Genomic DNA, 25,936 nt, shown 5'->3' on the forward strand with positions numbered 1-25,936 from the left:
ACAGCAGCGGGGAACTGTTGAAATTCTGTCTGGCATCGCGGGTGTAGCTCAATGGTAGAGCAGCAGCTTCCCAAGCTGAATACGAGGGTTCGATTCCCTTCACCCGCTCCAATCGCCCGAAAGCATATTGCCACCTCGGCCTGGGCCGGGGCTGCGAGGTAGGCATGGGTGAAGACCCAATCCCAATAAGTGTTCGACGTGATATCCGCTTTCTCGTATGGGTCTGCGTGCAAATCGAACATTTTCGACAGGCGCAGCTTGACGAATGACTCTGCCCAAACCTGCATAGTGCCGGGCGCGCGCTGTTCTTCGAAGACGAGCTTCCAATTTTCATAGCGTAAGCCCACCAGGTCGCCATCGTCATTGAAATAGAGGAATTCGTGACGCGCGCTGTCAGGGGACTTGCCGGTCAGATGGTCCAGCTGATTGAAGCCGTCGAGATGGTTTTTGTACTGCTCACCGTCGATCGTCGTTCCGTTGAGCAATCGTTGCGTGATATCCGTATCGCCTGTGGCGGCAAGCAGTGTTGGGAACCAGTCCATGCCGGAGAAAATGCCGTTAAGCTGGATCGCCTGCTTGATGTGCCCTGGCCAGCGGACCATTGCCGGCACCCGGTGGGCGCCTTTCCAGTTAGATGTTTTTTCGTTGCGGTAAGGCGAGTTGGCGGCGTCCGGCCAGGTGTTTTCGTGTGGGCCGTTATCGGTCGTATAGACCACGATCGTATTGTTGGCGATGCCCATGTCGTCGAGCGACTTCAGCGCTGTGGCATAGCCTTTGTCCCTGAGCGCCGAGGCTATGGTCAGGTCATTCGCCTGTAGGCCGATGGGCGCACCAGGCAGGCCAACTTTGGAGAGGCCGGTTCGCAATGTCGACTGGCCCCTAATGAACGTCGAACGACCGGCGATGCAGCTCTGTTCGGCATAATAATCGGTGAAGATAGCACCCTCTTGTGGGATGCGATCGATGTTAGGCGTCCGGTATCCAACCACTCCCATGGTGTAGGCTCAGATGTTGGTTTGTCCGATTTCGTCACCAAAGGTGACAAGGATGTTGGGTTTGTCGGATGCGTTTGTCGCCTGTTGTGCATAGGCCGAGCCGCTTAACAGCAGGAGCCTTAGCGCCGCTGGTCTGCCAGAAAATCTCATCGATCGAGCCTCCGAAGGTTCACGGTTGTGATTGGGGGAAGCCACGTCAGCAATCAGCTATGCTTGCGTGAGCGCGCTGATTAACGAACTGTTGCGCGGAGACGAGCCGATGCGGAAGTGCAGTAAAGTAAATCTTCGCGTAAACATCAGTGATTGCTGGACGGATTCGCTTCGGGATTGGCGACAATGCACGCATCGAGAAGTTATCAAATAGCCGAATCTGGCGCGATCACAGCGATCACAGCAAAGAGCCGACTACTGCCTTAGCAGGATCGCGCCAATGGCGGACGACGGTGACGGGGACACCTCTGGATTCAAGATGCCGTTTCCACGTTATTTGCCTTCGCTCGGCTTACTGATCCGGATCCTCCGGCTCGACGGCCACCGATGCGTCGCCGCCCTTGAGATCCAGATCTACCTCGCCAATCGTGCCGTTGAAGGCGAAAGGCATCCGGTCGGAATAGTCATCGAGTATGGGGGTACCTCTGTCCTCACCGACGTCAAGCGTTTCGTCTACGGAGTAGATGAACGGAATGGTGTGATCGATCCTGGTTTGTGCGACCTGGCTGCCGTCGACCGAAAGGACATAGGTTCCTCCTTTGCCGAATTCCCCTTTCTTTCCGTCATAGGCGAAATCAAGTCCGATGGTGTGGTCGCCCGGTGCAAGTTTGTCGGCTCCGGAAATTCGGATTCCGTCGCCCGGCTGCTGGCTGTTCTTGTAGACCCAGGTCGGCTTTCCATCGATCATCAGCAGACCCCAGCCGGCGAAGCGTCCGCCTTGGGTGATGATCACCCCTTCGCCGCCGTCGGAGGGCACGGTCAGCTTTGAGGTGATGGTGAAGGAGGTATTCTTGACGGCCGGTGCGGTTCCCTCCGGAATGCGCACCGTCCCCTGATGATAGACGAAGTGGGTGCGGCCGCGGGTGAGGCTCGGCCTCTGGAACATCGCCTCGACCGTTGCCTGCGGACTGAAGTTCAGCGGCAGGGCGTTGTTGCGTCCCGCCTCAGCCCACCAGAGTTCCTTCATCTCGTTAAGCTTGTCAGGCATCGTGGCGGCAAGATCCTTTGCCTGACTGAAGTCCTCGTCGACGTGATAGAGTTCCCATTTGAAGCTTGCTTCCGTCACGCCCTTCGGCTCCGGCTCCCAGGCAAAGACGAGCGGCGTCGTCGAAGCCATCCAGCCGTCGTGATAGATGCCGCGGTTACCGAACATCTCGAAGAGTTGCGTCGTCCGCTGCGACGGCGCTTTGGCATCTGCCCAGGTGTACTCCATGGAAACGCCGTCGATCGGAAGCTGCTTTACCCCATTGATCGAGTCTGGCGCTTGAACGCCAGCGGCCTGCAGGATGGTCGGCATGATGTCGGTCACGTAATGGAACTGTTGTCTGAGGCCGCCGGCATCCTTGATCCGCGCCGGCCAGCTCATAACCATGCCATTGCGCGTTCCACCGAAATGCGAGGCATAACGCTTCGTCCATTGGAAAGGGGTGTCAAAGGCCCAGGACCAGGCGACCGGCATATGGTTATAGTGCAGCGGACCACCGAGTTCGTCCTTGATCGAATAGAGGTAGTCGAAGCTCTCCTTCGCGCCGTTGCCGATGACGCCGATCTCGTTGGCCGTACCCTGAAGGCTGCCTTCGGCGCTGCTGCCGTTGTCACCTTCGATGAAGATGATCAGCGTGTTATCGAGCTTGCCTTCCTTCTTCACCTCGTCGATCACGCGGCCGATATTGTGGTCGTCATAGGCAAGATAGGCGGCATAGATCTCCGCCATATGCGAAAACAGCTCCTTGTGCTTGGTATCAAGGGAGTCCCAGGCGGGAAGGTTGGCAGGCCGCGGCGTTAGAACGGCGTCCTGCGGAATGACACCCAGCTTCTTCTGGCGCTCGAAGGTCTCCTCGCGAAGCTTGTCCCAGCCCTGGTCGAACTGCCCTTTGAATTTCGCGGTCCATTCCTTCGGCGCGTGGTGCGGCGCGTGGGTCGCTCCGGGCACGTAATAGGCGAAGAACGGCTTGTCCGGCGCAAGAGAGTTCTGTTGCTGCAGCCAGTGGACGGCCTGGTCGGCAAGATCGGAATCCAGGTGATAATTCGCCTTCGCCGCGCCGGTCAGTTTCTCCTTCGGCTCGATTGGCGTGGTGTTTTCGAAGACCGTCGGGTCCCATTGGTTCACGTCGCCGCCGATGAAACCATAGAAGTAGTCGAAGCCCAGCCCGGTCGGCCAGAGGTCGAAGGGTCCGACAGCGCTGCTCTGCCATGCCGGCACGTTATGGTTCTTGCCGAACCAGGCGGTGTTGTAGCCGTTCCCCCGCAGGATCTCGGCGACAGTTCCCGCGCTCTTCGGCATCAGGGAGTCATAGCCGGGATAGCCGAGGCTGCGCTCCATGATGATGCCCGTGTGGACATTGTGCTGGTCGCGACCCGTCAGCAGCGCCGCCCGCGTCGGGGAGCAAAGGGCCGTCGTGTTGAATTCGTTGTATTTGATGCCGCTCGCCGCCAGGGAGTCTAGCGTAGGTGTTGCTACAGGTCCGCCGAACGTGCTCGAAGCGCCGAAACCGACATCGTCGGTCATGATTAGAAGCACGTTGGGAGCGCCCTTCGGTGCCAAGACCGGTTGCGGGAAGTCCGATTTCGAATCCGATGTCGTCCGCCCGATCGTCCCTCTGAATTGGGGATCGGGATAGGGGAGGACCGAGACGGAAGACGGACCCGACTGGGCGCTTTGCGCAAAGGCAGGAGCAGGGTGGGCGACCGCGATCAACGCGGCGATGACGCTTACGAGAGAAATAAACCCCTGCTTTTCGATTTTCGAACGTGCCATGGTCTTTGCCTCACTTCGAGGGAAGGGCCTCTGAATTACTGAGACGGATCAATCTTTGGATCACGATGCGAGTTCGAAATCCGCGAGCTTGAACGTCTTGTTGTTGAAGGCATCGGTCGGGCCATAGAAGCGCACCGCAGGCAGTGGCCGCTTGCCCGCCGTCGGGATCCAGTTCGCCTCCAGACCCTCGGGCGCTTTCGGACCGACATAGATGCTGACGCCGCCGTCGGCGTTCTTCTTCATCTTGTCGAGATCGTAGGAGGACAGCGTCGTCCGATCCAAATCGCTATAGATGAAGGACATGGTGGCGCGATCGTAAACGGTGATCGCCCAGAACTGCTTGACCGGCATCTCGGCGGGAATGTCGAGTTTGTAGAGCTGGCCGGCTTCGAGCAGATTTCCATCCTTGTCCGCCATCGCCATCATGTATTGCGTGGCCGGCGCGTCGCTCAGCATTTTCGGCATGTAAGTGCACCAGAAATACTCTGCCGCCCGCGGCAGGAGATCGACATAGTCGTCGTAGATGAAGGAGAAGGCCTTGTTGTTGTCGGCCTGGAGCAGCGAGACGTAGTGGCGATCCGGCCAGTAGCGCATCGTATCCGGCGTGTGGTCGTACCAGTCCTGAAGGTAGAACCAGACATCGACCACCGCCTGGTTCATCGCCCGCTTCGCCGTCTCATCCGGCGCAAATGGCTTGCCCTTCTCGATGCCGAGGGATTTCAGCATGCCCATCATCACCTTGTCATGCTCCCTCACGGGCTCGACGCTCATGATGGCATGCATGTCTTCGAAGTGCCGCTCGTCATAGAACGGCAGGGTCGGGTAACGCTGATCGATCGGGTCGACGAACTTCTGCTGCGGCGGATTGCCGGCCTCGCTGAGATAGTACATCCGCAGCCGCTGGGCATAGGTGTGGGCGTCGGTCGCAGTCTTGCCCGCTGCCGGGACCGAACGGAAGGCGAAGGCAATGCGATAGTTCGGCGAGGCGACGTGGAGATATCCGTCCGGCACCGCTTCCGCATAGCCCGGAGGCGTGAACAGGAGCTTTGCGCCATTGCCCCGGTCAATACCTGAGGGCCCGACATCGGCGATCGTGAACTGCCAGGCGTCGACGACCTGGCCGTAGAGGCTGCCATCCGGTCCGGCGGCGGGCACTTCCAGGACGACCGGCCCTTTCCGCAGGTCGGTGTAGGCGGCGATATAGGGCGTCGTGCTATTGGCGGTGATGGCTTCGAGCTTTGGCGTCCCGACCGCCGAATAGGCAATGATGTCGTTGTCCTTCATGCCGAGACTGTCGAAGGCGGCGCGGCGTATCGAATAGATCGCGATCGCAGGCATGTTCCAGAGCACTGCCTCGAATGCCCGCTGGTATTTGATCTGGTAGTCGAAATCTCTGGTCGACGGCGTGGACCCGCTCGCTGGCTGTCCGCCCAACGGATTCTGTCCATCCTGAGCCATTGCCGGCGTAGGCACTGCCAGCGCAGGAGGCATTGAGACGAGCGCCGCAACGGAAACGGTTGCCGCTGTGCGTGTCAGGAGTTCGCGCCGATTGAGGAGCCGGTGTTCGGCAAGATCATCGCTGTTCATTGGAAATCCTCCGTTCACTGAACCGGATCGACCTGAGGAAGGTCGTACTTTCCGGAAAGCACTTCCTCCTTCGGCTGGTAGAGGCGCAAGATCATGTAGAACGGCCCTGTTGGTGCGGGCAGCCAGTTGGCGGCGAACGCGCCATCCGGTTCGGTCGATTGCAAAGGCACATCGAAGGAACCGTCGGCGTTCACCTTGAGGCCCTTGGTATCGGTGCCGAGCTTGTATCGCCGGATGGGATTGTCGACGAGCATCTTGTCGGCGGCGTTGTAGACCGTCAGCGACCAGAAGGCGTTGACGGGCGGCGCTTTGGCGAAATGGATAACGTACTTCTTGCTGCCTTCGAGTTGTTCGCCCTTGGAATCCGTCGAGCGCAATGGATACATCGCCTCCTTCTCGCCCTGACCACCGAGATAGGGGCCGGCAACGAGAGCACGCAGAGGATAGGTATAACCGAAATCATCGAGGCCGCGGACCCAGCTCCATCCGTTGCGTTCCGTGCCAGAACTGGATAGCGCGGAAACGGCCACTTTCGGCCCATCCTTCAGAGCGCGGATCAGCGCATCACGCTGTTGCTGGCTAAGCTTTGAATCGTCGAAGCCATCCTTGGTGAGACCGAAGCGGGCGAACTGGCCGAACAGGGCGGCGTCTTGCGGGGGCACCGCGTTGGACTTCAGTGCAAAGGCCAGTTGCTTGTAGAAGCCGAGAGGATCGTCACCGACATCAGGCATGTCCGGCAACTTGGCAGCAGCGGCGACATAGCTGGAATTCTTCCATTCCTTCAGCGGTCGGAGCGTGAACTGCTCTTGCAGCTTGACCAGGGGCTTCATGTCCTCGCCCTGATTGACGCGCAGGCGACCCCAGAGCCAGACCTTGTCAGTTCCGACATCAAGCCGCTTCACGCCTTTCGGCAATTCGCCCTTCCAGCCTGGTGGCACCAGCGCATAGTTACCTTCCTTGGTGCCGGTCGCCCTGCGTCCGATATAGTGCTCGAGGTTCTGCCACATGTCGAAGACGTCGACGACGTAGTAGCGGTCGTTGGTATCGGGCACGTGCAGAATAAACGGTTCCTTGCCGAGATCGACGACCGCGCTGAGATAGAGCGTGTCGTTATTGGCGGTCGGCATGTCCTTGGCGTCAGGCGTTGCGAGCAGCGTTGCCCAACCGATCTGGTTGAGGGGCGCTCTGTAACTGGTGGGTGGTTTCGGCGCCGGGACGTCGCTGTACTCCCGAGCCACCCGCTCCATGCGAACGAGAGGATAACCCCAGATGTAGGCTGAAAGCCCGGTCTGGTAGGCATCCGCCTCCAGCCCAGCTTCTATGTTCTCCTTGCTCGTCGGAAGATTGAGAAGCTCGTCTTTGTCGGCAGACTGGGAAAAGGCGTTCGTCGCAATGGTGAGGATCGTGCCTGCCATAAGGGAAGCAAGCGCAAGCGTTCGAATTGCGGACATTGGAAACCTCTTGCAGATCGGTGAACAGGCGACCTGTCGAGATGACACGCATCAATTCGCGCGCGGAAGTACGTTACGGTAAATCAAAGCGTAAACTGGGCTGGGAGAAAGCAGCGCTGCTAGTCCGCTTTGGGCCGAAAGGCGACCGCAGGCACAGCTCGGGCGCAACGTTCCAGCGCGGGAACCAGTTGCCCGGTCCGTCAATGTCACTGCCGCGCATGGCGAATCAAAAATTGCTTGATTAGCTGTCGGTGTGCATGCGTCTGCGTACGCTACGACCACTCTTTCAATCGCGAGGTAGCTTACCCAGAAACAGCCTGTTGCCTATTCGGTTTCCACATCGATTGCACTTTAGGCGCGGACAGACTTCAGCAAGCGCGATGCCTTTGCCACATCGACGGGCGACGTCCCATCGATCGATCGCTACTTGGTTTCCACAATGAACACAACGAGCGAATAGGACATACCATTCCGGAAGGCTGGCCAGAGTTGCCATGTCAAACTCCGGATCGCCATCATACGGCGTTAGATTGATCCCGCGCCCGTGCTTCATTTTTGTCCGGGCTCGGTTGCCATCCTCGGGTGAAGCCGGGGCTCATCGTGTTCGTCGCGATGGCCAGCTGCATACGGAGATGATGGACGTCGGCCAGCAGCGTTGCGACGGCCGCTTTTGCATCCTCGTCGTGATAGGCCAGAACAGCCTCGATCTCCCACTTGAGATCATGCTCAGTGGTCGCGATATCGTGCTTTTCCGGTAACATCAGTGTAGATCCAATGAAAGTTGCACAGGGCGCGGCAGCAATGGACCGCGAAGCTCGATGCGACTTTGCCATTCGGCGCGTCGCTCAATGTCACGTTGACGTGCGGCCTGCGACGCTGCAATGAACGTCATCGCATTTTCGATAACCTTTTCTGTTTTCGTCATCGGCGCCCCCGTACGTTCACTTTATGTTCTCATTGAGAGACCTAAGAGTCAAGGTATGTGTCCGCTATCAGTCCTCGTCGTCATCAAAAAGGTGGTTTCTGTGAAAGCATCTGCGCCGCTGAAATGCCTTTTTCCTATAGATACTCCGCCCGGAGCGCGGGCAACTAGGTGCGCTATGCACTCTCAGAAATCGGTACTAATTGTGGTAATTTGGCAAGTAGTTCAATTAAATCCGGTAAATACAATGAGTTAAATGCGGAGTTTTATTCCATTCACCCGCTCCAAATTTCAGTACAAGCACATTATATAACGACTGCAGATCAGCCAGCATCTGCCTTTCAGGTTCCCGCCAGAGAGCTATGTCAAGCTCGGCGGAAAAGGAGATCGCTTCAGTTGAGAAAGATAAGTTTAACGAACTTCTTCAGGTTGAAGGCGATTTTTACGCGCGGTGTCCTTGAGATCGCAAGGAAGACCAGAATTCCGCGCGGCACAACGATTATGTGGAAAGACGGCAGCGTAAAGCTTGGACAACGGGTCAAATTTCGCCGCGGCGTGGTTGTCGATGCCCAGAAGGACAGCATCGAGATAGGAAACAATGTCTCGCTGAACGACTATGTCATCCTGCTAGGACGCGGCGGGATCAAGATCGGCAATGATGTGCGGATTGCCGGACATGTGATGGTCGTTTCCTTCGATCACAATTTCGATGACGTCACCCAGCCGATCCGGATGCAGGGTGTGACCAAGAAGCCGATCGTCATCGAAGACGATGTATGGATCGGCGGCGGCGCAAAGATACTCGGCGGCTCGCATATCGGCAAAGGCTGTGTCATCGGGGCCAATGCCGTCGTCAAGGGAGATACGAAGCCCTACGGCGTCTACGTGGGCTCACCCGCCAGATTCTTGAAGTGGCGCGGCGACACGGCCAGCAGGAACGCCGCGGAATAGCCGTCACCGTCGAAGCCCGACGGAATCATAATTCCCCAAAAGAAAACGGGCGGAACACGTGGTGCTCCGCCCGCTTGCCGTGAGGCCTGTATTGCAGGCCCTATCTCAGAATTCCGTCCAGTCCGCATCCTTCGCCGGAGCGGCGGCGACAGCTGCGTTGCCGCCTCCGAAAGCACTCATCAGCTTCTGTCCAAGTGCACGGGCCGGCGAGGCGGTGGGGCGCGATTTGCCTTCTTCGGCGGCGCGAACAGGGGCAATAGCCGGGCGCCGGGCGGCCGGCCGCGGTGCGTGACCTGCGGAGGTCTGTGTTGGCGATGCACGGAAGGTCTGGCCGCCATCCGTGCCGGTCAGGCGGAACTGGGCGAGCAGCGAGGTCAGGGCCGCAGCTTCCGAGGCAAGGCTGTGGCTCGCCGCCGTGCTTTCCTCGACCATCGCGGCATTCTGCTGCGTGCCGTGGTCCATCGTGTTGACGGCCGTGTTGATCTCCTGCAGGCCGGCCGACTGCTCGCGCGAGGCTTCTGCGATCGCATGGACGTGCTGGTTGATTTCCTGCACTTCCGCCACGATCGTGTCGAGCGCCTTGCCGGTTTCGCCGACCAGGTTGACGCCGGTCTGGACATGGCCGCCCGAAGTGGTGATCAGCGACTTGATCTCCTTGGCAGCATTGGCCGAGCGCTGTGCAAGCTCGCGCACTTCCTGTGCGACGACAGCAAAGCCCTTGCCGGCCTCGCCTGCGCGGGCAGCTTCGACGCCGGCATTCAGCGCCAGAAGGTTGGTCTGGAAGGCGATATCGTCGATGACGCCGATGATATTGCCGATCTCGACGGAGGACTGCTCGATCTGCTGCATGGCGCGAACCGCATTGCGGACGATCTCGCCGGATTTTTCAGCGCCGGCCCGGGTGCGGGCAACGAGCTGGCTTGCTTCCTCGGCACGCTTTGCGGCGTCCTTGACCGTCGTCGTGATCTGTTCGAGCGCCGCTGCGGTTTCCTCGACGGAGGCTGCCTGCTGTTCGGTGCGCTTCGAAAGCTCGTCTGCGGAACCGCGGATCTCGTTTGCGCCGGCGTTGATGGCGCGGGCATTCGAGCCGACCGTCTGCAGGGTCTCGTTCAGCTTGTCGACGGAATTGTTGAAATCCTGGCGAAGGGCATCGAGATGTTCGACGAACTGCGTGTCGATGCGCGTGACGAGGTCGCCGTCGGCGAGCCGCTTCAGGCCATCGCCCAGCGCCTCCACGGCCCTTTGCAGCGAGGCGGCTTCAGAAATCCGCTGTGCCTCGCGCTGCGTACGTTCGCTTTCCGTGAGGCTGCGATCGGCGTCTGCCTGGGCTTCCAGACGGGCGCGCTCGATGGCGTTGTCCCGGAAGACGGAGACGGCAGATGCCATCTGGCCGATTTCGTCGCCGCGGTCGCGGCCGTCGATCTCGTCCCTGGTATCGCCTTCAGCCAGCGATACCATGCGGCGATGCAGGCGCGTCAGCGGCGAAGCGATCCCGGCCTGAGCGACATAGACGCCGAGCGCCATCGCGGCGAGCGTCAGCGTGCCGAGGATGCCGAGGCTCCAGTCGATCGCCATATTGACGCGGGCAGAGACGGCGTCGGCACCCTTGTTCATGCGGTCGGTCAGGGCGTTGTTGTTGGTCTGCATCTTCGGGATGAGAATGTTCATCTTGTCGTAGAGCGCCGTCATCGAGGCAGTCGCTGCCTTGGTGTCGCCGGCCTTGCGCTGGTCGGCAACCTTGGCTGCCAGATCGTTCAGCTCGTCCATCCCGGTCAGGATTTCATCCATCTGGGCCTTCTGAGCCGGCACCAGCGCTTCCGCCTGCGACAGACGGTTCTTGGCTTCGTCGAAACGGCTCTTCGAGGCGATAGTCGCCTTGTATGCGTCGCTGCTCGGGTCGAAGGCGAGCAGCAGGCTCGTCTGCAACACCGATGTCAGCACCGACGTGCTCGACCGTGTTCCAAGCGTTGCGGCAACCGCCTCGCGATCGAGGAAGGTGCTGTAGGTCTGGTCCGCCCTGCGGAACTCGCTGACGACGTAAAGCAGGCCGATGAAGGATATCGCGCCCAGCAGAACGATCACGGAAAGAATTTTGGTCTTGATCTTAAGACTTTTGAACATGATTTGCCCATCTGGGTGTAATCGCGCCACACGACGGAGCGCGCGGACATCAACCCGAAGGCAACGATGTGTAACGCGCGGAACCTGATGCACGCAGGTGAAACCGAAATATTGGATATCCTTGCAAACAAGGCGCAAACGACTTGCGTCATGCGATCGGTCTTGGGGCCGATGTCGTTTCGGTACAAATAGAGTCGATATTGATTAATTGAGCCCTAAGAATCCGCAGCAATAAATCCTGATAGTGATGATGTTCCCGATTTTTTGGCAGTTGGGTTGTGGATGCCGTCAGGGTGAGCGGCGGCTCTGCTGCGTGGCAGACGTTGGAACGCCATTATTTCCTGCCAGAACTCCGTAGCTAAACCACCGGGTTTCATATTTCGATGCATCCCTGAATACGTTGGTGTAATCATGGTTGAAACACGCAATACGACGTGAATTTCCATCGAGGTCCGACATCAAAAACGTTTTATTTGTATGCAGCCAGAATAAACTGCGCAGCCCGACCGCAGAGCAGGTGTTCTCAGGATGGGAGAACATCGAGGTTTCGTCCGCAGGAACGAACAACGACGCCTGCAATCCGCTGAGCAGCGACCAGATCGAGTGGGCCGATATAATATTCGTGATGGAGAAATCGCACCGCAACAAGGTTTTGCGACAATATAAGAAGTCGCTCATCGGCAAGCGGTTGGTGTGTCTCGATATCCCCGACGACTATGACTACATGGACCCGGCACTCATCCGAATACTTGAGGCAAAAATTCCAAGGTATCTCTAGCGACGGCCGCCATGGTGTGCGTTTCGCGGATAGCGTTATTACAGTATGGAGATGCCTTCACTAAGACTTCCGTACCACGGGCACATGCGGGGTCTTGTGCCAGAAGAATGGGTTGGATCGCAGCTCGAAAACGGCGCGCCACGCGGCTAGCGACACCAGCATCCAGTAGAAGGGCACCATCATCCAGCGCCAGCCGATATGGCGCTTCTCGTGCTCGATCATCGCCGCGGTCCCGAGAACCAGGAAGGTCGCATAGCTGCCGACTATATTGACGAAGTCGATGGCAAACAGCGCCCGGGTCGCAAGCGGGAGATCGTCGGTCGGAACGGCAAGCATGTCGATAACGGAGCGAACAAGAAACGCCAGGATGAGCGGATGCGCCAGCGATGAGAGCAGCATGCCGCCGATCAGCAATTGGAATACGACGAAACCACGCATTCCCATCTCGCGACGCAGGGCCGCGGGATCGCGCATCATCACCAGCCAGGTCTGCAGCCAGCCCTTGAACCAGCGCGTGCGCTGCCGTGTCCAGACGCCCACAGTGACGGGGGCGTCCTCCACGGTCTGGCGGCGGATCACGTCGGCGCGATAGCCGAGGCGATAGAGCCGCATGCCGAGATCGGCGTCCTCGGTCACGTTGAACGGATCCCAGCCGCCGACGGCTCGCAATATATCGGTGCGAAAATGGTTGGACGTTCCGCCGAGCGGCATCGGCATGCGGTGTGTCGCAAGCATCGGCAGCAGCGAGCGGAAGAGGGCGGAATATTCAAGCGAGAAAAGCGCGCTGATCCAGGATTCCCGTCCGTTCGCGTTGACAAGCGGCGCCTGCAGGCAGGCGATGTTGTCGGGCGCGCTGGAAAAGCGGGCGTGGGCTTCGCGCAATTGCTGCGGATGAGGCCGATCCTCCGCGTCGTAGACGGCAAGATAGGTGCCACGCGCGCCGGCAAGCGCGTAGGTCAGCGCCTTCGGTTTGGTCCGCGGCTGCGACGGAGGCACTTCGATGATCTCGAATTGCGGGCCTGGCTTCTCCGCCTTCAGCGCCGCGATGGTCTCGATGTCGTCGGCCTCGCAGACAAGCTTGATATCCAGAAGGGACGCGGGCCAGTCGAGCCGTTTCAGGGTAGCGATCAATTGCCCCGCGATATCGGCTTCACGATATAGCGCGACCATGACGGTGTAGATCGGAAGCGGCCCGTCACCCGGAAGGCTCGATGAGCGCCGGCGTCGTTTGCGCTGTAGCACCGCGCCGGCGCGCAACAATAGCGCAGCGAAATAGAGAAGCGACAGGAAGACATGCAGCGAGAGTTGTACCGCTTGGCTGACGAGCAATCCGGCAATCAGCAGGCTTGCGGCAACGCCGGTATAGAAGCCCTGATTGCCGTGAAAGACGACGCGGGCGCTGAAACGCGGCTGGCTTTCGAATAGCCCGGCGATCGTATCACGTACGCGCCTTGCCGAACCGGCCCGCCAGACGGCTTTTCGCATGGTGGACGGGCTGGCGATCGCCAGCGAATCCTTGAGACCCGGCAGGCGGGCGATCGACGACCGTATATCGCCAATCCGCCAGGCCTCGGGAGCGATAGCGATCGTCGGGGCATGGCGCGAATGGGTCAGCCGCAGCATCCTTGGCCGGATCAACTGGCTGTCCAGCGAGGGACTGTCAACGATCGCACCATCCTCGACCGTTTCGACGAAAGGCAGGCGCAACGCCCGGGCGAGGGCGGCGTAATACGCCTTTTCCTCCACCAGCCCGCTTGCGATGAGTTCCTGCTCGATGCTCGTGCCGTTGGCAATCGCCCGCTGTGCCGCCGCCTCGATGTAGGGCTTGCCGATCCCGAGCTCACTGAGCGCAGAGATCTCCTGCTGCAAAAAGGAAGGCAACTCGTCAGAAGACGCAGAGCCGACGCCCGCGGCTGGCGATACGACCTCCGGTGCAACGGTCCGGACTATGGTCAATTGCGGTGGATATTCCCCGATACGCATGACTCTGCTACACCATCACCATGGCGGTGACGCCCCTGCTATCCCCGAGGGTGGATCATATTGAGACGCGCGCTACTTTCATCCCTAAATTTTAAGGGGTTTTTAAGATTTTACAGCCTAGGCGCGATTTTAGTTGCATTTCTCCTCTCTGTGCCGGTCGCCCATGCGGAACCCGTCTCATCAGGTCTGCCCATCCTCTTTGACGCTCGCGAACGTCTTCCCAAACCCGATCTTTCCACCCTCGTCAGGCTGCGGTTCCTGACCTCGGTCGACTTTCCCCCCTTCAATTTCACCGACCAGAGCGGCAAGCTCGCGGGTTTCCATATCGATTTGATCAGGGAGATCTGCGACGAACTGGGCGTTTCGGAAAAATGCCAGATCCAGGCAATGCCCTTTGGCGATCTCCAGACGGCGCTCACCGCTTCCCAGGGGGATGCCGTCATTGCGGGCATTGCTGTGACGCCGGAATTGCGCAAGCAATATGCCTTTTCGCGGCCCTATCTGATGCTGCCGGCCCGTTTCATCCGCAATCTGAGCAAGCCGCTCGATGGCACGACCGCGGCTGCCCTTGCCGGCCATCCAGTCGGCGTGGTCAAGGGCACGGCGCATGAAGCCATGCTCGCCGCCTATTTCCCGGCGATCAAGTCCGTTCCCTTCGATAGCAAGGAAGCACTGCTTTCTGCGGTTAGGGATGGCAAGGTTGATGCGGCATTCGCCGATGGATTGCAATTTTCCTTCTGGGCATCATCGCCTGCTTCGGAAAAATGCTGCGCCCTATTCGATGGCCCCTATGTCTCGCAGCAATTCCTGAGCGAAGGCATGACCATCATGCTGCGCCAGCAGGATGCGGACCTCACGGCAGCCATCAACCACGCGCTGGCGACCCTGTCGCGCACCGGCCGCCTGCAGGAAATTTACCTGCGCTATTTTCCCCACGGGCTATACTGATCTGGCTGAGATCAAAGCGTTTTCGCTTTTCTTCGAATAGTAAAACCGCGGCCGCACCTTTGCTGGGTTTGCTAGCCCTTGCGATAGCGGGCAATGGCGCTGCGCTCGATGGCGGCACAGGTCAGCTTGTCGAGCCCGAGCCGATCGCGCAACAGGCTAAGCAGCCGCAATTCCTCGGCTTTGACGGAAAAATCCGCAGAAGCGACTTCGACGGCCAGCGCATAGGCGGTGTCGTAGAGGCGCGGCGAAAGCGTATCGCGCACCGTTTCCAGAACAATATCCAGCCCTTCCGGCCCGGAGAGCAGTTTGGCGCAATCGCGGGACACCGAGATCAGGTTCTCGTCATCGAAACCCTTGAAGACGGGCAGCGCCTGGATCAATTCGCCGATCCTGCTGAGCTCGCGGTCATTCATGGTCCGATCTACGGCTGATGCCATGACCATGACGTAGATCAGGGCTTCTTGAGCGGAAAGCGGGTGGTTCATCGTTCGGGCTATCCTTTTGACGGTCGCACCAAGTTAGAAAGTCCGGTTGCCCGTTGCAAGCCTTCCCGCTCATATCGGCCATCCGGCCTAAAATCGGGCCTCCCGCTCAAACCGGCCCCCCGCACAAATCGGCCCCTGGTTCAAATCGGATTGAGCGGATCTTCCACTGGCGGCGCGGGTGCCAGCGTGGACTTCGCGCCCTTGCGTGGATCGCTGCCGTAGATGCCGCGCTTCTGGTCGCGCGCTTCCTGATTGGCGTCCGAAAGCGATGCGCCCGGCGCCGGCTCTGCCCAGCCGTTGCGCACCAGCCAGTCGCTGAGATCGGTCTTGGCATAGCGGCAGGAGGCAACCGTGTCGGTTTGACCGGCAGACTCGGGCATATCGCAATCGACGGTGCGGCCTCGCAGGAACATGCGCAGCGCCGTGCGCGCTGTCGCCCCGCAGGGCCAGGTCTTGCCGCTGTCATCGACACAGATTCGGCCGGGATCTGTCGGCAGAACCCCCTGGAGCTGGATTTTCCTGCCGCCGATCGTCAGCTCGCCGGCGCGATTGGAAAAGGGACGTACCAGCTGTACGGTCTTGCCGGGTGTCGCGTTTTGCGGCGCGGGCGCCGCCGGGCCTTCAGGTGCTGCCGGCTGCGTCTGAGATCCATCCGGCGTCGCGGGCGCTGCCGGCGCCTGCCGAGCGCTCTTCTTCGCCGCATCCGCCAGTTCGGACGGGGATAGGCCCGTCTCCGGCGATGCGGGCAGCTGCGGCGCCACAGATGGCTGTTGCGGTAGCGGAGATTGCTGTTGTGGTATCGGAGATGGCGGTTGCACCGCAACGGTCCGACCCGGAACGGGCGTTGTGGTCGCGGGCGCTGCGGGCACAGGCGCCATGACTGCGGACGTCGGGACCGGATCGATGTGGAGCTCATCCTTTCCGGGGTGACCGAGGCTGGCCGTCACGACGTTCCTGGCAGCTATCTCCGATGGGCTTTGTGGCCGCGGAATCGGGATCGCGACCGATGCCTCTTTCGATGTCGCCTTGTAGGGATGGCCGGGCACAGCGGCAGCAACCGCCGCCGCCGGCGATGAATTTGGAGAAGGCTGCGGGGCGGGAGAGGGCAAAGGCTTGTCAACGGCGGGCTCTGATGTCGCCACCGATTTGCTTTCCTCCGGCTTGCTGCTTTCTGCAGGTTTGACGACGACCGGCGGCGGGGAAGCCTTGGCGTGCGCGTCGCCGGGCGGAGTGGGTGCCGGAGATGGCACCGCCGCGGGCTTGCTTTCCGCCGTCGCCTGAGGAGCAGCGGCCTGTGTCACCGTCGCAGGCGGCGCGGTAACCGGTGCGGCTGCCGGGGCCGGCGGATTGTTCGCCTTGGTATTATCTGCCGGCGTCACAGCCTTGGCTGCTTCGGTCGCCGGCGCAGGTGATGTTGCTGCAGGAGGCGTTGAAGGTGCCGGGGGAGGCGTTGCAGTCGCCGGCGATGCCGAGGCGACAGGTGCCGGTGGCGCAGCAGGAGCGGCGGCGGGAGTATTTTCCGCAACCTTCACCGGCCGCGGCGCGATGATCCATCCGCGGATTTCAAACTGGACTCCGATCAGCGTCAGCCAGGAGCCCACAACCATTCCCGCCAGTCCGGCCAGCCAAATCTCTCGACGCATAACAAGAAAACTTTCCTATTGGCTCGCCCATATAATCCGGGCGATCCATTCGACGTCCGATAGTTCCAGGCTGCGATTGGGGTGATCGGGATTGAGCGAAAGCAGCTCTATGCTGCGCGGGCTCTGGCGCAGCAGCACCTTGGCCATCACTTCGCCCTCCCGTGTCTTGACGACGACACGGTCGTTGCGGCGCACCTGCGCGCCGGGCTCGACGATCAGCACGTCGCCGTCGCGGTAGAGCGGCATCATGCTGTCGCCCTGGACTTCCAGCGCATAGACGCCGGCCTTCTGCGAGGGTGCGGCGGGAAATTCCACGACGTCCCAGCCCTGGCCGGCGGGAAAGCCGCCATCGTCGAAAAAGCCGCCGGCGCCCGCCTGCGCAAAGCCGAGCAGGGGAATGGAGCCTCCCTGCGGGGGGAAAGCGCCTTCCGGAATGCCGCCCGCAAGCGGCATCGGCCGCATGAGGCCGAGAAATTCCTCCATGCTGGCGCCGGTTGCGTCGAGCACCTTGGCGATCGATTCCGTCGAAGGCCAGCGCAGCCGCCCGTCGATGCTCAGCCGCTTGGATTTGTTGAAGGAGGTCGGGTCGAGGCCTGCACGCCGCGCAAGGCCGGACGGCGTCAGATCATGCCGCTCGGCAAGTCTGTCGATCGCCCCCCATATCTGCTCGTGTGACAGCATCGTCGCTCAAGGCCCGGAAAGCCGGCACGCCCGGCACATCTTCAGTCAGGCCTGAGATTAGCCGAGGCCTGTCTGCGAGTAAAGGGTTTGACAGGAATAAAATCCTTTATTAGCTCTTTGTTAACGGTTCGCCGATCACGCGAGATTGCCGTTCAAGCAACCATCGCCATGTTGATGCGGCCGAGCTGGATGACGGCCTGCGTGCGGCTGTCCACATTGAGCTTCAACAGGATTGCCGAAACATGCGCCTTGATGGTCGCTTCGGAAACGCCGAGTTCATAGGCGATCTGCTTGTTGAGCAGCCCTTCGGCCAGCATGGTGAGTACGCGGCTCTGCTGCGGCGTCAATGTCTGCAGGCGGCGCACGAGGTCGGCGATATCGGGGTCCTGTTCCTGGCCTTCCTGATAGTTGGAGGGCGTAAAGATATCGCCGGCAAGCACCGCCTGGATGCCGCGGCGGATATCGTCGATGCCGGAGGATTTGGAAATGAAGCCGGAAGCGCCGAATTCGAGCGCCCGGCGGATCGTGGTGGAATCGTCACTCGCCGATACGATCACGATCGGGAGGCTCGCAAATTCGGCCCTGAGCGCCATCAGCCCGGAAAAGCCGCTGCTGCCGGGCATCGAGAGATCCAGCAGCATGAGATCCGCCTCGACATGGGCGGAGGCCGCGGCGCGCGCCGCCTGGAAATCGCCGGCCTCGACGATGATCTGCTCCCCCTCCATGCCGCCGACCGCCTGCCGTAGCGCGCCGCGAAACAGCGGATGGTCGTCCGCAATGATGATGGTTTGCTCGCTCATTGAAGCCCCCTCCCAAGAGCTTGGCCACCCCCTTGCGGATGCGGCCTGCATCACATTTTATTCATATAACGCCCGGGTCTTCTGCGGAAGAGGCTTGTCGGTCTGCTCCTCGTTCTGGAATTCCTTCACCATGCCCATGAAGCTGCGCATCATCCGCTCCATGATCCCGATAGAGCGGTCGACTTCGGCGTCGGTGGGCAGCGTCGACTTGCCCTCGTTCGCAGCGACGGACTTCTCCAGCGCCGTCACGCGGTCGGAGAGGCGGTCGAGTTCGGCGTCATAGGCCGCACGTTCGTCGGCCGCCATGCGGCAGACGAGGTTGCCGTCCTTGTCCTGGCAGATCGACATGGCGCCCGTCTGCTTGTCGAGGCGGACGAAGTGATCGCCGCTGCGCTGCAGCTCGAAGCGTGCCGCATCCGGCTCGGCGGCGCCGGCGCAGAGCGGAAAGAGGAACGCCAGACATGCTGTTGCCATTGCCTTGGTCATGTCATCCTCCGGATTTTTAAGAGCACAGATGCAAATATTCGCCTTCGTCCGTGGACATCCGCGCCGCTTTTCGGCAAAGCGCTAGCGACAGCCACTCCCTGGCCCGAAGAGGATGATGACCGTGACGTCAGTCGTTTACAAGATCGTACCGGACGCGCTCTGGCAGGAAGCCAGACAAAGCGGAGTTTTTAAGGGCGCGAGCATCGATCTGACCGACGGTTTCATCCATCTCTCGACGGCAGTCCAGGCCAAGGAGACCGCCGCCCGGTATTTTGCCGGCCAGTCCGGCCTGCTGCTGGTGGCGATGGATGCCGCGTCCCTCGGCGACAAGCTTGTCTTCGAGCCCTCGCGCGGCGGCGATCTCTTCCCGCATCTCTATGGCGAATTGCCGCTGACGTCGGTGCTCTGGGAAAAGCCGCTGCTGATTGGCGCTGACGGCGCGCATGTCTTTCCGGAGATGGGTGAATGATCGGCGCCTTGAAGGATATCGGCCGGCGCGGCCTTTTCATGTTCGACCCGGAAACGGCGCATGGCATGTCGATCGCCGCGCTGAAATCCGGCCTCGTTCCGGCCTGCCGGACGAGAAGCGATCCACGCCTGCGTCAGACGGTCGCCGGTCTCGATTTCGAAAACCCTCTCGGCATGGCGGCGGGCTACGACAAGAATGCCGAGGTTCCGGAAGCGCTTCTGCGCCTCGGCTTCGGCTTCACCGAAATCGGCACCGTCACGCCGAAGGCGCAAGCAGGCAATCCCCGCCCGCGCATCTTCCGGCTGGTCGAGGATGACGGCGTCATCAACCGTCTCGGCTTCAACAATGAAGGCCATGAGGCTGCCTTCCGGCGCCTCTCCTCGATCCGCGGCAAGGGCATCATCGGCGTCAATATCGGCGCCAACAAGGACAGCACTGATCGCGTCAGCGACTACGTGACCGGCATCCGCCGCTTCTATTCCGTCGCGCGCTATTTCACCGCCAATATCTCCTCGCCCAACACGCCCGGCCTGCGTGATCTGCAGGCGCGCGAGAGCTTGGCTGCTTTGCTGTCGGCCGTGCTTGCCGCCCGCGACGAGGAAGCGGCAAAGGCCGGCCGGAAAATTCCGGTCTTCCTGAAGATCGCACCCGATCTGACAGAGGAGGGCATGGACGATATCGCAGCCGAAGCGCTGGCCCATGACCTCGACGGGCTGATCGTCTCCAACACGACGCTGTCCCGCGACGGGTTGAAAGACCAGCGGCAGGCAAAGGAGGCAGGCGGCCTCTCGGGCAAGCCGGTCTTTGCAAAGTCGACGACTGTCCTTGCCAAGATGCGCCGGCGCGTCGGCCCGGCCATGCCGATCATCGGCGTCGGCGGTGTCTCGTCCGCCGAGACGGCGCTGGAAAAGATCCGTGCGGGTGCGGATCTGGTGCAGCTCTATTCCTGCATGGTCTACGAAGGCCCCGGCCTGCCGGGCAAGATCGTTGCCGGCCTTTCGACATTGCTCGACCGCGAGCGCGTCAATTCGATCCGCGACCTGCGCGATACCAAGCTGGATTACTGGGCCGATCGGCCAATCTGACTAGCAAATGTCTGGTCGGCCCTCGGCTTGACCAGCATCATCAGGAAGACGCCGCGGAAGAGCAGAAAGCCGTTGAGCGACAACCAGAGCCCGAGGTTTCCAAGCCAGGGAACGAAGATCGCAAGCGCGATGAGATAGCCGGCAAAGGCCATCAGCATGCGGTTGCGCATGTCGCGAGACCATGTGGCGCCGATGAAGACACCGTCCATGAGATAGGCAAGCGCGCCGGTCATTCCTGTGATCGCCGCCAGCGGCAGGTAGCTCTCGGCCGCTGAGCGCACATCCTCCGAGGTGGTGAGCGCGGCGATGATGTCAGGCCCGAATGCGAGGAAGAAGAGGCCGGCAATCGCAGCCAGGCTGAAGGACCATCCCATGGTGAGCCTCACTCCGCGGTCGAAGGCGGGACGGTAGCCCGCACCGATCGCCCGGCCGGTGATCTGCTCGGCGGCATTGGCAAGACCGTCCAGGTAGAAAGCGGAAATCAGCACGAAATTCATCAGCACCGCATTGGCCGCAAGCGTGACCGCGCCGAAATGGCTGCCGATCCGCGTCATCAGCGTGAATGCGCCGAGGAGAACGAAGGTGCGGATCAGGATGTCGCGGTTCAGCGCGAAAAGCTCGCCCAGCTTCTGCCGCGACAGCAGCTCCGATCGCGACGGCCGTCTCGAGCCGGAAAATTCATTGAGCACGATCGCAAGGCCGGTCACCGCGCCGACGGTTTCGCCAAGCAACGTTCCCCAGGCGACGCCTGCAACACCCCAGCCGAGGCCAAGGCCGAGCGCGATGGCAAGCAGGATGTTGATGCCGTTGATCAGCGTCTGCAGGATGAGCCCGATCTTGCCCTGTCCGCGTCCGAGCACGAAGCCGAGGATCGCATAATTGGCGAGCGCCACGGGGCCGGAAAGAATGCGGATGGAGAAATAGGTGCGCGTGGCATCCGCCACGCCGCCTTCCGGTCCCATCAGCTTCAGCCCCAGCCACAGCAGAATGGGCGAGAGCACCAGCAGCAGCACGCCGCAGGCGATGGCTGACAGAAGCGCACGCCAGAAGACGGCCTGCTGTTCATGCAGGTCACCGCGGCCATAGGCCTGCGCCGTCAGGCCCGTGGTCGAGGAGCGCAGGAAATTGAAGCTGGCGAAGATCAGGTCGAAGAGAACGGCGCCGATCGCAAGACCGGCCAGCGATTCCGCCTGCCCAAGACGTCCGACGACGGCGGTGCCGGTCAGGCCTAGCAGCGGCGTCGTCATGAAGGCAAGCGTCATCGGCACGGCGATCGACAGCACCAGCCGGTGCGTCACATCGAACGCCAGCCTATTGTCCCGTGCCCCCTGATCCATGTCGCTGCCTTCCCGTCATCATACGGCGTTTGAAGACAGCACCATGGACCAATAGGGAAGGTTGTTGGAAGAGGGATCGCGCGCCAGTGCAACACCAAGGCCGGTATAGTGGCCAAGCATGTTTTCGAGATGGTGCGGCGAGTGGATCCAGGCGTTGACCACCGCATCGACGGTCTGCTGACCCTCGGCAATGTTTTCCGCAGCGGGCAGCTTGACGCCGCTTGCCTTCACGCGGCGGCCGAAATCGTCGCCGAAGCCGATGAAATGCGCCATCTTCTTCAGGCTTGCCATGCGCTTTGCCTGATAGAGCGCGGCGGCCTTGGCGGCCGGATCGATTGCAAGCGCCGGCAGGCCATTCTTGGCGCGCAGCGCGTTGACGAGCGGAAGTGCGGCCGCCGTCTGGTCGTTGCCGGGCGCATTATACACCTGCGGCGACTGGGTCGCACAGCTTGCAGCACCGGCAGCAAGCGCAAGGGCGGTGAAGCGCAGCGCGCTACGGCGTGTGAAAAGGGTGGTTTCTATGGTCATGTCAGCGATTGTAGTTGAAGAGACGAAGGACGATGAAGATCGGGATCACGATGGTCGCGCCCAGGATAAGATAGTCGCCGAACTTGCCGAGCGCGGCAAAGCCGGTGTGCCAGATGTCGAGCACGACATGCCGGATATTGTAGATCAGATCCATTGGCTGCCAGCCCATGACCTTCATCACGAAGCCGACGATCAGCGACACCACGATCAGCTTGACGATCGTACGGGCGGGCGAATCCCCGAGAAATCTGTTCATCTGATCCGACATTCGCAATCTCCTGTTTGCCCTGGGATAAGGCCACGAATCGAACGTCGCAAGCGCTTTTGCGGCATTGCGGGGCTCTGCCTGAAATAGGACTTGAGTTTTTTTGTGGCCACCGCCAGATAGCGGCTGTTCCCAACAGGTTTTTTCATGCCCAGAGCCCAGCTATCTTCCGGCGACGTTACAGCCGATCGCCGCGCCGATTATGCCAAGATGCTGGATGAGAGCGGCGATCCGGCCGCGGCAGCCGAACTTATGGAACAGGCACTGGAACTGGCGCCTGCCTGGGCCGCCGGCTGGCATCAGCTGGGAACCTACCGCGAAAAGGCGAAGGACGCCGCCGGCGCTGCCGCAGCCTTCGAAAGGGTGCTGGCGCTCGATCCCGACGATATATTCGGCGCGCGGCTGAAGCTTGCTGTTTTGGGCGCGACCGAAATGCCTGATGTCCCGCCCAGCCGCTATGTCGAACGTCTCTTCGATGACTACGCCGATCGCTTCGAGAAATCGCTGGTCGAGAAGCTGGATTATACGGTGCCTCAGAAGCTCGCGGCGCTGATATCGGAAGCCTTGGCCATCCCCCGGCATTTCCGCCTTGCGATTGATCTCGGCTGCGGCACCGGATTGCTCGGCCCTGAAATCCGGGCCAGCGTCGACCGGCTGGAAGGGTTCGACCTCTCACAGAACATGCTGGCAAAGGCGGATGCCAAGGGCGTCTACGACCATCTCGCCCAGGCGGATCTCTCCCTGCCGCCGGCTAGCTCGGGCGTCACAGGCGAAGGCCTTGTGGCCCATCGCGCCGACCTGATTACTGCCGCAGACGTCCTGATGTATCTCGGCAATCTCGAAAGCGTCTTTGCGATCGCAGGCGAGCTGGCCTTGCCGAAGGCAGTCTTTGCCTTTTCGGTCGAGGATGGCGGGGAGGGCGATGGGGTGCAACTGCGCCACTCCCTGCGTTATGCCCATTCGGAAACCTATGTCAGGGCACTTTGCGACAGGCATGGCTTCGGCGTCGTCGAGCTTGCCAGAACCACCATTCGCAAAGATGGCGGAAAACCCATTTCCGGCATCCTGTTCGTTACGCGGAAATCGCCCTGAAGGAACGATTCTTGCGAAGTTAAAATAGGTCAGTATTGCTTACGTATTTTGCTTGCGAAGATGGCGGGAAGTCCCGATAATCCGCGCCAATAGCTGGAGAGAACAGCGTCATAGACGCCTGTGGACCGCTCGGCTGGATTTCACCTCACATGACCCGCCACGCTCAAGCCTGCCTTGAAGCGTTCTTGAACTCGTCCGCCGTTGGAGAATGACGACATGGCCCAGCTCATCAGTGCCCTTGGTTTTGGAAATACAGCTGCCACGCGTCATACGCCGATCGAAGACGTGCAGGGCGTCTTTTCCGGCAGCCTCGTCTCCGCAATCGGCCTCTACCTGCTGGCAAGCGCGGGTCTGCTGACGGGCAGCACCGCCGGCGTCGCCTTCCTCCTGCACTATGCGTTCGGCATCAATTTCGGCCTTGCCTTCTTCCTGCTCAACCTGCCGTTCTTCTACCTCTCCTGGAAGCAGCTCGGCATGGCCTTCACGACGAAGACCTTCATCGCCATCGGCCTGACCTCGCTCCTGACGACGCTGCAGCCGAAGGTGATGGCGATTGCCGCCATCCATCCGGCCTGGGCGGCACTCGTCGGCGGTCTCCTTCTCGGTTACGGATTGCTGGCGCTCTATCGCCATCGCGCCAGCCTCGGCGGCGTCGGCATTCTCGGCATTTATGTTCAGGAGCGCTTCGGCATCCGTGCCGGTCTCGTCCAGATGGGGATCGACCTTTGCGTGCTGGCGACTGCCTTCTTCGTCACGACGCCACCGGTCATTCTCTACTCCGTCTTCGGCGCTGTCGTGATGAATCTCTTCATCGCGATCAACCATCGGTCGGATCGCTACGTCGCGCTCTGATGCGCCGAGCCCAAACCCCCGCCTATGCCCCCAAGCCCATGCCAATGATAAACTATTCGTAACTTGCCACTCGTCTGGCGCAGGAGGACAATTCTCTTGCGCCGGATAGATGAGGTGAAGATATGTCAGAGTTGGAAAAGCTTGTCAGACGCCGCATGCAGGAAGAATACGCCAAGGGTTCTTCTGCGGAAAAGATCGCACAGGTTGTCCGGGAAATATTCGAAAACGTCCATGCGTCCCGCGAGCAGCAACATGCCGGCGCGACGGAAAAGGGCGCTGACCACGCCTGATTGAAGGTCACCGACCCGATTTATTCGGGTCGGTCATGTGCTGTTTTCGCCGTGCCAACAACGTTGCCGCCGGCGCAAAAGGAAATTTCTTACGCAGCCTTCGTGGCCGCATCGATCGGATGCTGTGCACGGAAGCTGACGGCAAGACGGTTCCAGATATTGATCGCGCCGATGGCGACGGTGATCTTCGTCATTTCCTCTTCTGAGAACTGCGCCTTGAGCGCCTCGTAGTCGGCATCCGGAGCGCCGGTTTCCGAAATCTTCGTCACGGCATCGACCCAGCCGAGCAGGGCGCGTTCGCGCGCGTCATAGATCGGGGATTCCCGCCAGACGCACATCAGGTTGATCCACTGTTCGGAAAGCCCATCATGGCGCGCTTCCTTGACATGCATGTCGACGCAATAGGCGCAGCCGTTGATCTGCGATGCGCGCAGCTTGATCAGGTGGATGAAGCGGCGGTCGAGGCCGGAGGTCTGGACATACTGTTCCAGGGCGGCGACGGCCTTATAGGCATCAGCAGAAGCTTTGGCGAAGTTGAAACGGGGTTGCATGGTGTTTTCTCCTTTGGTCGCGAGCCCTCAGCGGCTCGCTTTGCGTTCGTGAAGTTCAAGAAAGGCGCAGCCGCGAGCGGCAATGCCGCCGTCGTCGTCTGCATTCAGCTCAGCCACAAGGTCGGCAATTGACACCTTGGCGAGTTCGGCGCGATAGGCCTTTTCGGCCCTCAGCATGGCTGCACTGACCTGGCAGAGCTTGGTAAAGTAGCGGCCAGGCAATGGATTCGGTCCACGCTGCCGGATTTCGCTGCAGCGGAAGGCTGGCTGCGGTCCTTCGACGGCAAGGACGATGTCGAGCAGCGAAATTTCCCTAGGCGCCTTCGCCAGCCGATAGCCGCCCTTCGGCCCGGGCACGGTATTGACGAGGCCTGCGCCCGAGAGCGCCTGCAGGTGTTTCAGCAGATAGCTCACCGAAACGCCGTGAAATTCCGCAAGGGCCGCCGCCGACAGCACGCCTTCTTCCGAAAGGCCGGAAAGCACCGCCACGCAATGGATTGCCTGTTCGACACCGTCACCGAGTTTCATGACCATCTCCTATCATGGATAATATTTATCCATGATTCGGCGCACGTGTCAAGAAGCCGGACATCATCGCCGCCGGGCCGACGAAATGCCCGCCGCTTTCCAAATTCATCGTCCTACTGGGAGCTCGCCGGGCTGGAGCT

27 protein-coding genes, 1 tRNA gene and 1 pseudogene are annotated in these 25,936 nt (G+C 60.6%); 10 read left to right on the forward strand and 19 right to left on the reverse strand.

Annotated features, from left to right (window positions below; all coding sequences use genetic code 11):
- The first annotated feature begins 37 nt into the window (after positions 1–37).
- Positions 38–111: transfer RNA gene (locus tag EV561_RS10260), tRNA-Gly, on the forward strand.
- A 44-nt stretch (positions 112–155) separates the two neighbouring features.
- On the opposite strand, the pseudogene EV561_RS10265 reads toward EV561_RS10260, so the two are convergent.
- The 4 genes and pseudogenes from EV561_RS10265 to EV561_RS10280 form a co-directional block, all read right to left on the reverse strand.
- A pseudogene (locus EV561_RS10265) lies at positions 156–1,145 on the reverse strand (sulfatase-like hydrolase/transferase); the annotation flags it as partial.
- Between the two features lie 352 nt (positions 1,146–1,497).
- Positions 1,498–3,963, reverse strand: coding sequence for an arylsulfatase (locus EV561_RS10270; RefSeq protein WP_132520955.1), 2,466 nt, complete (start codon positions 3,961–3,963; stop codon positions 1,498–1,500).
- Between the two features lie 60 nt (positions 3,964–4,023).
- On the reverse strand, positions 4,024–5,550 hold the full coding sequence (locus tag EV561_RS10275) for a DUF1214 domain-containing protein (RefSeq protein WP_207910511.1): 1,527 nt from the start codon (positions 5,548–5,550) through the stop codon (positions 4,024–4,026).
- Positions 5,551–5,564: 14 nt separating this feature from the next.
- Positions 5,565–7,001: a DUF1254 domain-containing protein gene (locus EV561_RS10280; protein WP_132520957.1), complete on the reverse strand. Its 1,437-nt coding sequence runs from the start codon at positions 6,999–7,001 to the stop codon at positions 5,565–5,567.
- Positions 7,002–7,042: 41 nt separating this feature from the next.
- Here EV561_RS10280 and EV561_RS37570 point away from each other — a divergent pair, with 41 nt between their 5' ends.
- On the forward strand, positions 7,043–7,246 hold the full coding sequence (locus tag EV561_RS37570; RefSeq protein WP_132520959.1) for a hypothetical protein: 204 nt from the start codon (positions 7,043–7,045) through the stop codon (positions 7,244–7,246).
- A gap of 270 nt (positions 7,247–7,516) precedes the next feature.
- Here EV561_RS37570 and EV561_RS10295 read toward each other — a convergent pair whose 3' ends face one another.
- Positions 7,517–7,762, reverse strand: a complete 246-nt coding sequence (locus EV561_RS10295) for a hypothetical protein (protein ID WP_132520963.1) — start codon at positions 7,760–7,762, stop codon at positions 7,517–7,519.
- Positions 7,762–7,926 carry a hypothetical protein gene (locus EV561_RS37140; protein WP_165927788.1) on the reverse strand — a complete coding sequence of 55 codons (165 nt, stop codon included), beginning with the start codon at positions 7,924–7,926 and terminating at the stop codon, positions 7,762–7,764. Before EV561_RS37140 ends, EV561_RS10295 begins: the two co-directional genes overlap by 1 nt.
- A gap of 393 nt (positions 7,927–8,319) precedes the next feature.
- Between EV561_RS37140 and EV561_RS10300 the strand changes: the two genes are divergently transcribed.
- Positions 8,320–8,874, forward strand: coding sequence for an acyltransferase (locus tag EV561_RS10300; protein WP_132520965.1), 555 nt, complete (start codon positions 8,320–8,322; stop codon positions 8,872–8,874).
- 105 nt (positions 8,875–8,979) lie between these two features.
- On the opposite strand, the gene EV561_RS10305 is transcribed toward EV561_RS10300, so the two are convergent.
- Together EV561_RS10305 and EV561_RS37145 are read right to left on the reverse strand one after the other, a co-directional pair.
- A complete protein-coding gene (locus EV561_RS10305) occupies positions 8,980–10,995 on the reverse strand; it encodes a methyl-accepting chemotaxis protein (RefSeq protein WP_132520967.1) in 2,016 nt (671 codons plus the stop codon).
- 215 nt (positions 10,996–11,210) lie between these two features.
- Positions 11,211–11,441: a hypothetical protein gene (locus EV561_RS37145; protein WP_165927774.1), complete on the reverse strand. Its 231-nt coding sequence runs from the start codon at positions 11,439–11,441 to the stop codon at positions 11,211–11,213.
- Positions 11,442–11,452: 11 nt separating this feature from the next.
- Between EV561_RS37145 and EV561_RS10310 the strand changes: the two genes are divergently transcribed.
- Positions 11,453–11,773 carry a low molecular weight protein tyrosine phosphatase family protein gene (locus tag EV561_RS10310; RefSeq protein ID WP_132521642.1) on the forward strand — a complete coding sequence of 107 codons (321 nt, stop codon included), beginning with the start codon at positions 11,453–11,455 and terminating at the stop codon, positions 11,771–11,773.
- 60 nt (positions 11,774–11,833) lie between these two features.
- Here the strand turns inward: EV561_RS10310 and EV561_RS10315 are convergent, their stop codons facing one another.
- The gene (locus tag EV561_RS10315; RefSeq protein ID WP_132520969.1) at positions 11,834–13,756 is read right to left on the reverse strand and encodes a glycosyltransferase family 2 protein; all 1,923 of its coding nucleotides are present in this window, start codon (positions 13,754–13,756) and stop codon (positions 11,834–11,836) included.
- A 60-nt stretch (positions 13,757–13,816) separates the two neighbouring features.
- Between EV561_RS10315 and EV561_RS10320 the strand changes: the two genes are divergently transcribed.
- Positions 13,817–14,704: a transporter substrate-binding domain-containing protein gene (locus EV561_RS10320; protein WP_132520971.1), complete on the forward strand. Its 888-nt coding sequence runs from the start codon at positions 13,817–13,819 to the stop codon at positions 14,702–14,704.
- A 71-nt stretch (positions 14,705–14,775) separates the two neighbouring features.
- Here the strand turns inward: EV561_RS10320 and EV561_RS10325 are convergent, their stop codons facing one another.
- From EV561_RS10325 to EV561_RS10345, 5 genes are all read right to left on the reverse strand, one after another.
- The gene (locus tag EV561_RS10325) at positions 14,776–15,189 is read right to left on the reverse strand and encodes a tellurite resistance TerB family protein (protein ID WP_132520973.1); all 414 of its coding nucleotides are present in this window, start codon (positions 15,187–15,189) and stop codon (positions 14,776–14,778) included.
- Between the two features lie 140 nt (positions 15,190–15,329).
- Positions 15,330–16,832, reverse strand: a complete 1,503-nt coding sequence (locus EV561_RS10330) for a thermonuclease family protein (protein WP_132520975.1) — start codon at positions 16,830–16,832, stop codon at positions 15,330–15,332.
- A 15-nt stretch (positions 16,833–16,847) separates the two neighbouring features.
- Positions 16,848–17,513 carry a helix-turn-helix transcriptional regulator gene (locus tag EV561_RS10335; RefSeq protein WP_132520977.1) on the reverse strand — a complete coding sequence of 222 codons (666 nt, stop codon included), beginning with the start codon at positions 17,511–17,513 and terminating at the stop codon, positions 16,848–16,850.
- Between the two features lie 152 nt (positions 17,514–17,665).
- Positions 17,666–18,313: a response regulator transcription factor gene (locus EV561_RS10340; protein ID WP_132520979.1), complete on the reverse strand. Its 648-nt coding sequence runs from the start codon at positions 18,311–18,313 to the stop codon at positions 17,666–17,668.
- 57 nt (positions 18,314–18,370) lie between these two features.
- Entirely contained in the window at positions 18,371–18,799 is a 429-nt protein-coding gene (locus EV561_RS10345; protein ID WP_245512640.1) for a hypothetical protein, read from the reverse strand.
- A 112-nt stretch (positions 18,800–18,911) separates the two neighbouring features.
- Here EV561_RS10345 and EV561_RS10350 point away from each other — a divergent pair, with 112 nt between their 5' ends.
- Positions 18,912–19,268: a DUF952 domain-containing protein gene (locus EV561_RS10350; RefSeq protein ID WP_132520981.1), complete on the forward strand. Its 357-nt coding sequence runs from the start codon at positions 18,912–18,914 to the stop codon at positions 19,266–19,268.
- The gene (locus EV561_RS10355; RefSeq protein WP_132520983.1) at positions 19,265–20,353 is read left to right on the forward strand and encodes a quinone-dependent dihydroorotate dehydrogenase; all 1,089 of its coding nucleotides are present in this window, start codon (positions 19,265–19,267) and stop codon (positions 20,351–20,353) included. Before EV561_RS10350 ends, EV561_RS10355 begins: the two co-directional genes overlap by 4 nt.
- On the opposite strand, the gene EV561_RS10360 is transcribed toward EV561_RS10355, so the two are convergent.
- The 3 genes from EV561_RS10360 to EV561_RS10370 are packed head-to-tail and all read right to left on the reverse strand — an operon-like array spanning position 20,329 to position 22,486.
- On the reverse strand, positions 20,329–21,690 hold the full coding sequence (locus EV561_RS10360) for an MATE family efflux transporter (RefSeq protein ID WP_132520985.1): 1,362 nt from the start codon (positions 21,688–21,690) through the stop codon (positions 20,329–20,331). The two genes, EV561_RS10355 and EV561_RS10360, sit on opposite strands and share 25 nt — an antisense overlap.
- Before the next feature lie 18 nt (positions 21,691–21,708).
- Positions 21,709–22,218, reverse strand: a complete 510-nt coding sequence (locus EV561_RS10365) for a CAP domain-containing protein (RefSeq protein ID WP_132520987.1) — start codon at positions 22,216–22,218, stop codon at positions 21,709–21,711.
- Position 22,219: 1 nt separating this feature from the next.
- Complete coding sequence (locus EV561_RS10370; protein WP_132520989.1) at positions 22,220–22,486, reverse strand: DUF6460 domain-containing protein; 267 nt, start codon at positions 22,484–22,486, stop codon at positions 22,220–22,222.
- A 144-nt stretch (positions 22,487–22,630) separates the two neighbouring features.
- On the opposite strand from EV561_RS10370, the gene EV561_RS10375 reads away from it, so the two are divergent.
- The 3 genes from EV561_RS10375 to EV561_RS37150 all read left to right on the forward strand — a co-directional run bounded on the left by EV561_RS10375 (position 22,631) and on the right by EV561_RS37150 (position 24,717).
- Positions 22,631–23,575 (forward strand): methyltransferase domain-containing protein, encoded by a 945-nt coding sequence (locus EV561_RS10375; RefSeq protein ID WP_132520991.1) that lies wholly within the window; start codon positions 22,631–22,633, stop codon positions 23,573–23,575.
- Between the two features lie 216 nt (positions 23,576–23,791).
- Positions 23,792–24,427 carry a YitT family protein gene (locus EV561_RS10380; protein ID WP_132520993.1) on the forward strand — a complete coding sequence of 212 codons (636 nt, stop codon included), beginning with the start codon at positions 23,792–23,794 and terminating at the stop codon, positions 24,425–24,427.
- Positions 24,428–24,549: 122 nt separating this feature from the next.
- The gene (locus EV561_RS37150; protein ID WP_165927789.1) at positions 24,550–24,717 is read left to right on the forward strand and encodes a hypothetical protein; all 168 of its coding nucleotides are present in this window, start codon (positions 24,550–24,552) and stop codon (positions 24,715–24,717) included.
- An 89-nt stretch (positions 24,718–24,806) separates the two neighbouring features.
- Here EV561_RS37150 and EV561_RS10385 read toward each other — a convergent pair whose 3' ends face one another.
- Complete coding sequence (locus EV561_RS10385) at positions 24,807–25,268, reverse strand: carboxymuconolactone decarboxylase family protein (protein WP_132520995.1); 462 nt, start codon at positions 25,266–25,268, stop codon at positions 24,807–24,809.
- A gap of 27 nt (positions 25,269–25,295) precedes the next feature.
- Positions 25,296–25,796, reverse strand: a complete 501-nt coding sequence (locus EV561_RS10390) for an Rrf2 family transcriptional regulator (protein WP_132520997.1) — start codon at positions 25,794–25,796, stop codon at positions 25,296–25,298.
- Between the last annotated feature and the right edge of the window lie 140 nt (positions 25,797–25,936).

Source organism: Rhizobium sp. BK376 (assembly GCF_004341625.1).
In the GTDB taxonomy this organism is placed as follows: Bacteria; Pseudomonadota; Alphaproteobacteria; order Rhizobiales; family Rhizobiaceae; genus Rhizobium.

Bases quoted from the DNA above. Each gene is read 5' to 3' on its own strand.
- EV561_RS10270 (WP_132520955.1), bottom strand. From the start codon at position 3,963: ATGGCACGTTCGAAAATCGAAAAGCAGGGGTTTATTTCTCTCGTAAGC.
- EV561_RS10275 (WP_207910511.1), bottom strand. From the start codon at position 5,550: ATGAACAGCGATGATCTTGCCGAACACCGGCTCCTCAATCGGCGCGAA.
- EV561_RS10280 (WP_132520957.1), bottom strand. From the start codon at position 7,001: ATGTCCGCAATTCGAACGCTTGCGCTTGCTTCCCTTATGGCAGGCACG.
- EV561_RS37570 (WP_132520959.1), top strand. From the start codon at position 7,043: ATGACACGCATCAATTCGCGCGCGGAAGTACGTTACGGTAAATCAAAG.
- EV561_RS10295 (WP_132520963.1), bottom strand. From the start codon at position 7,762: ATGTTACCGGAAAAGCACGATATCGCGACCACTGAGCATGATCTCAAG.
- EV561_RS37140 (WP_165927788.1), bottom strand. From the start codon at position 7,926: ATGACGAAAACAGAAAAGGTTATCGAAAATGCGATGACGTTCATTGCA.
- EV561_RS10305 (WP_132520967.1), bottom strand. From the start codon at position 10,995: ATGTTCAAAAGTCTTAAGATCAAGACCAAAATTCTTTCCGTGATCGTT.
- EV561_RS37145 (WP_165927774.1), bottom strand. From the start codon at position 11,441: ATGGAAATTCACGTCGTATTGCGTGTTTCAACCATGATTACACCAACG.
- EV561_RS10315 (WP_132520969.1), bottom strand. From the start codon at position 13,756: ATGCGTATCGGGGAATATCCACCGCAATTGACCATAGTCCGGACCGTT.
- EV561_RS10325 (WP_132520973.1), bottom strand. From the start codon at position 15,189: ATGAACCACCCGCTTTCCGCTCAAGAAGCCCTGATCTACGTCATGGTC.
- EV561_RS10330 (WP_132520975.1), bottom strand. From the start codon at position 16,832: ATGCGTCGAGAGATTTGGCTGGCCGGACTGGCGGGAATGGTTGTGGGC.
- EV561_RS10335 (WP_132520977.1), bottom strand. From the start codon at position 17,513: ATGCTGTCACACGAGCAGATATGGGGGGCGATCGACAGACTTGCCGAG.
- EV561_RS10340 (WP_132520979.1), bottom strand. From the start codon at position 18,313: ATGAGCGAGCAAACCATCATCATTGCGGACGACCATCCGCTGTTTCGC.
- EV561_RS10345 (WP_245512640.1), bottom strand. From the start codon at position 18,799: ATGACCAAGGCAATGGCAACAGCATGTCTGGCGTTCCTCTTTCCGCTC.
- EV561_RS10350 (WP_132520981.1), top strand. From the start codon at position 18,912: ATGATGACCGTGACGTCAGTCGTTTACAAGATCGTACCGGACGCGCTC.
- EV561_RS10355 (WP_132520983.1), top strand. From the start codon at position 19,265: ATGATCGGCGCCTTGAAGGATATCGGCCGGCGCGGCCTTTTCATGTTC.
- EV561_RS10360 (WP_132520985.1), bottom strand. From the start codon at position 21,690: ATGGATCAGGGGGCACGGGACAATAGGCTGGCGTTCGATGTGACGCAC.
- EV561_RS10365 (WP_132520987.1), bottom strand. From the start codon at position 22,218: ATGACCATAGAAACCACCCTTTTCACACGCCGTAGCGCGCTGCGCTTC.
- EV561_RS10370 (WP_132520989.1), bottom strand. From the start codon at position 22,486: ATGTCGGATCAGATGAACAGATTTCTCGGGGATTCGCCCGCCCGTACG.
- EV561_RS10375 (WP_132520991.1), top strand. From the start codon at position 22,631: ATGCCCAGAGCCCAGCTATCTTCCGGCGACGTTACAGCCGATCGCCGC.
- EV561_RS10380 (WP_132520993.1), top strand. From the start codon at position 23,792: ATGGCCCAGCTCATCAGTGCCCTTGGTTTTGGAAATACAGCTGCCACG.
- EV561_RS37150 (WP_165927789.1), top strand. From the start codon at position 24,550: ATGTCAGAGTTGGAAAAGCTTGTCAGACGCCGCATGCAGGAAGAATAC.
- EV561_RS10385 (WP_132520995.1), bottom strand. From the start codon at position 25,268: ATGCAACCCCGTTTCAACTTCGCCAAAGCTTCTGCTGATGCCTATAAG.
- EV561_RS10390 (WP_132520997.1), bottom strand. From the start codon at position 25,796: ATGAAACTCGGTGACGGTGTCGAACAGGCAATCCATTGCGTGGCGGTG.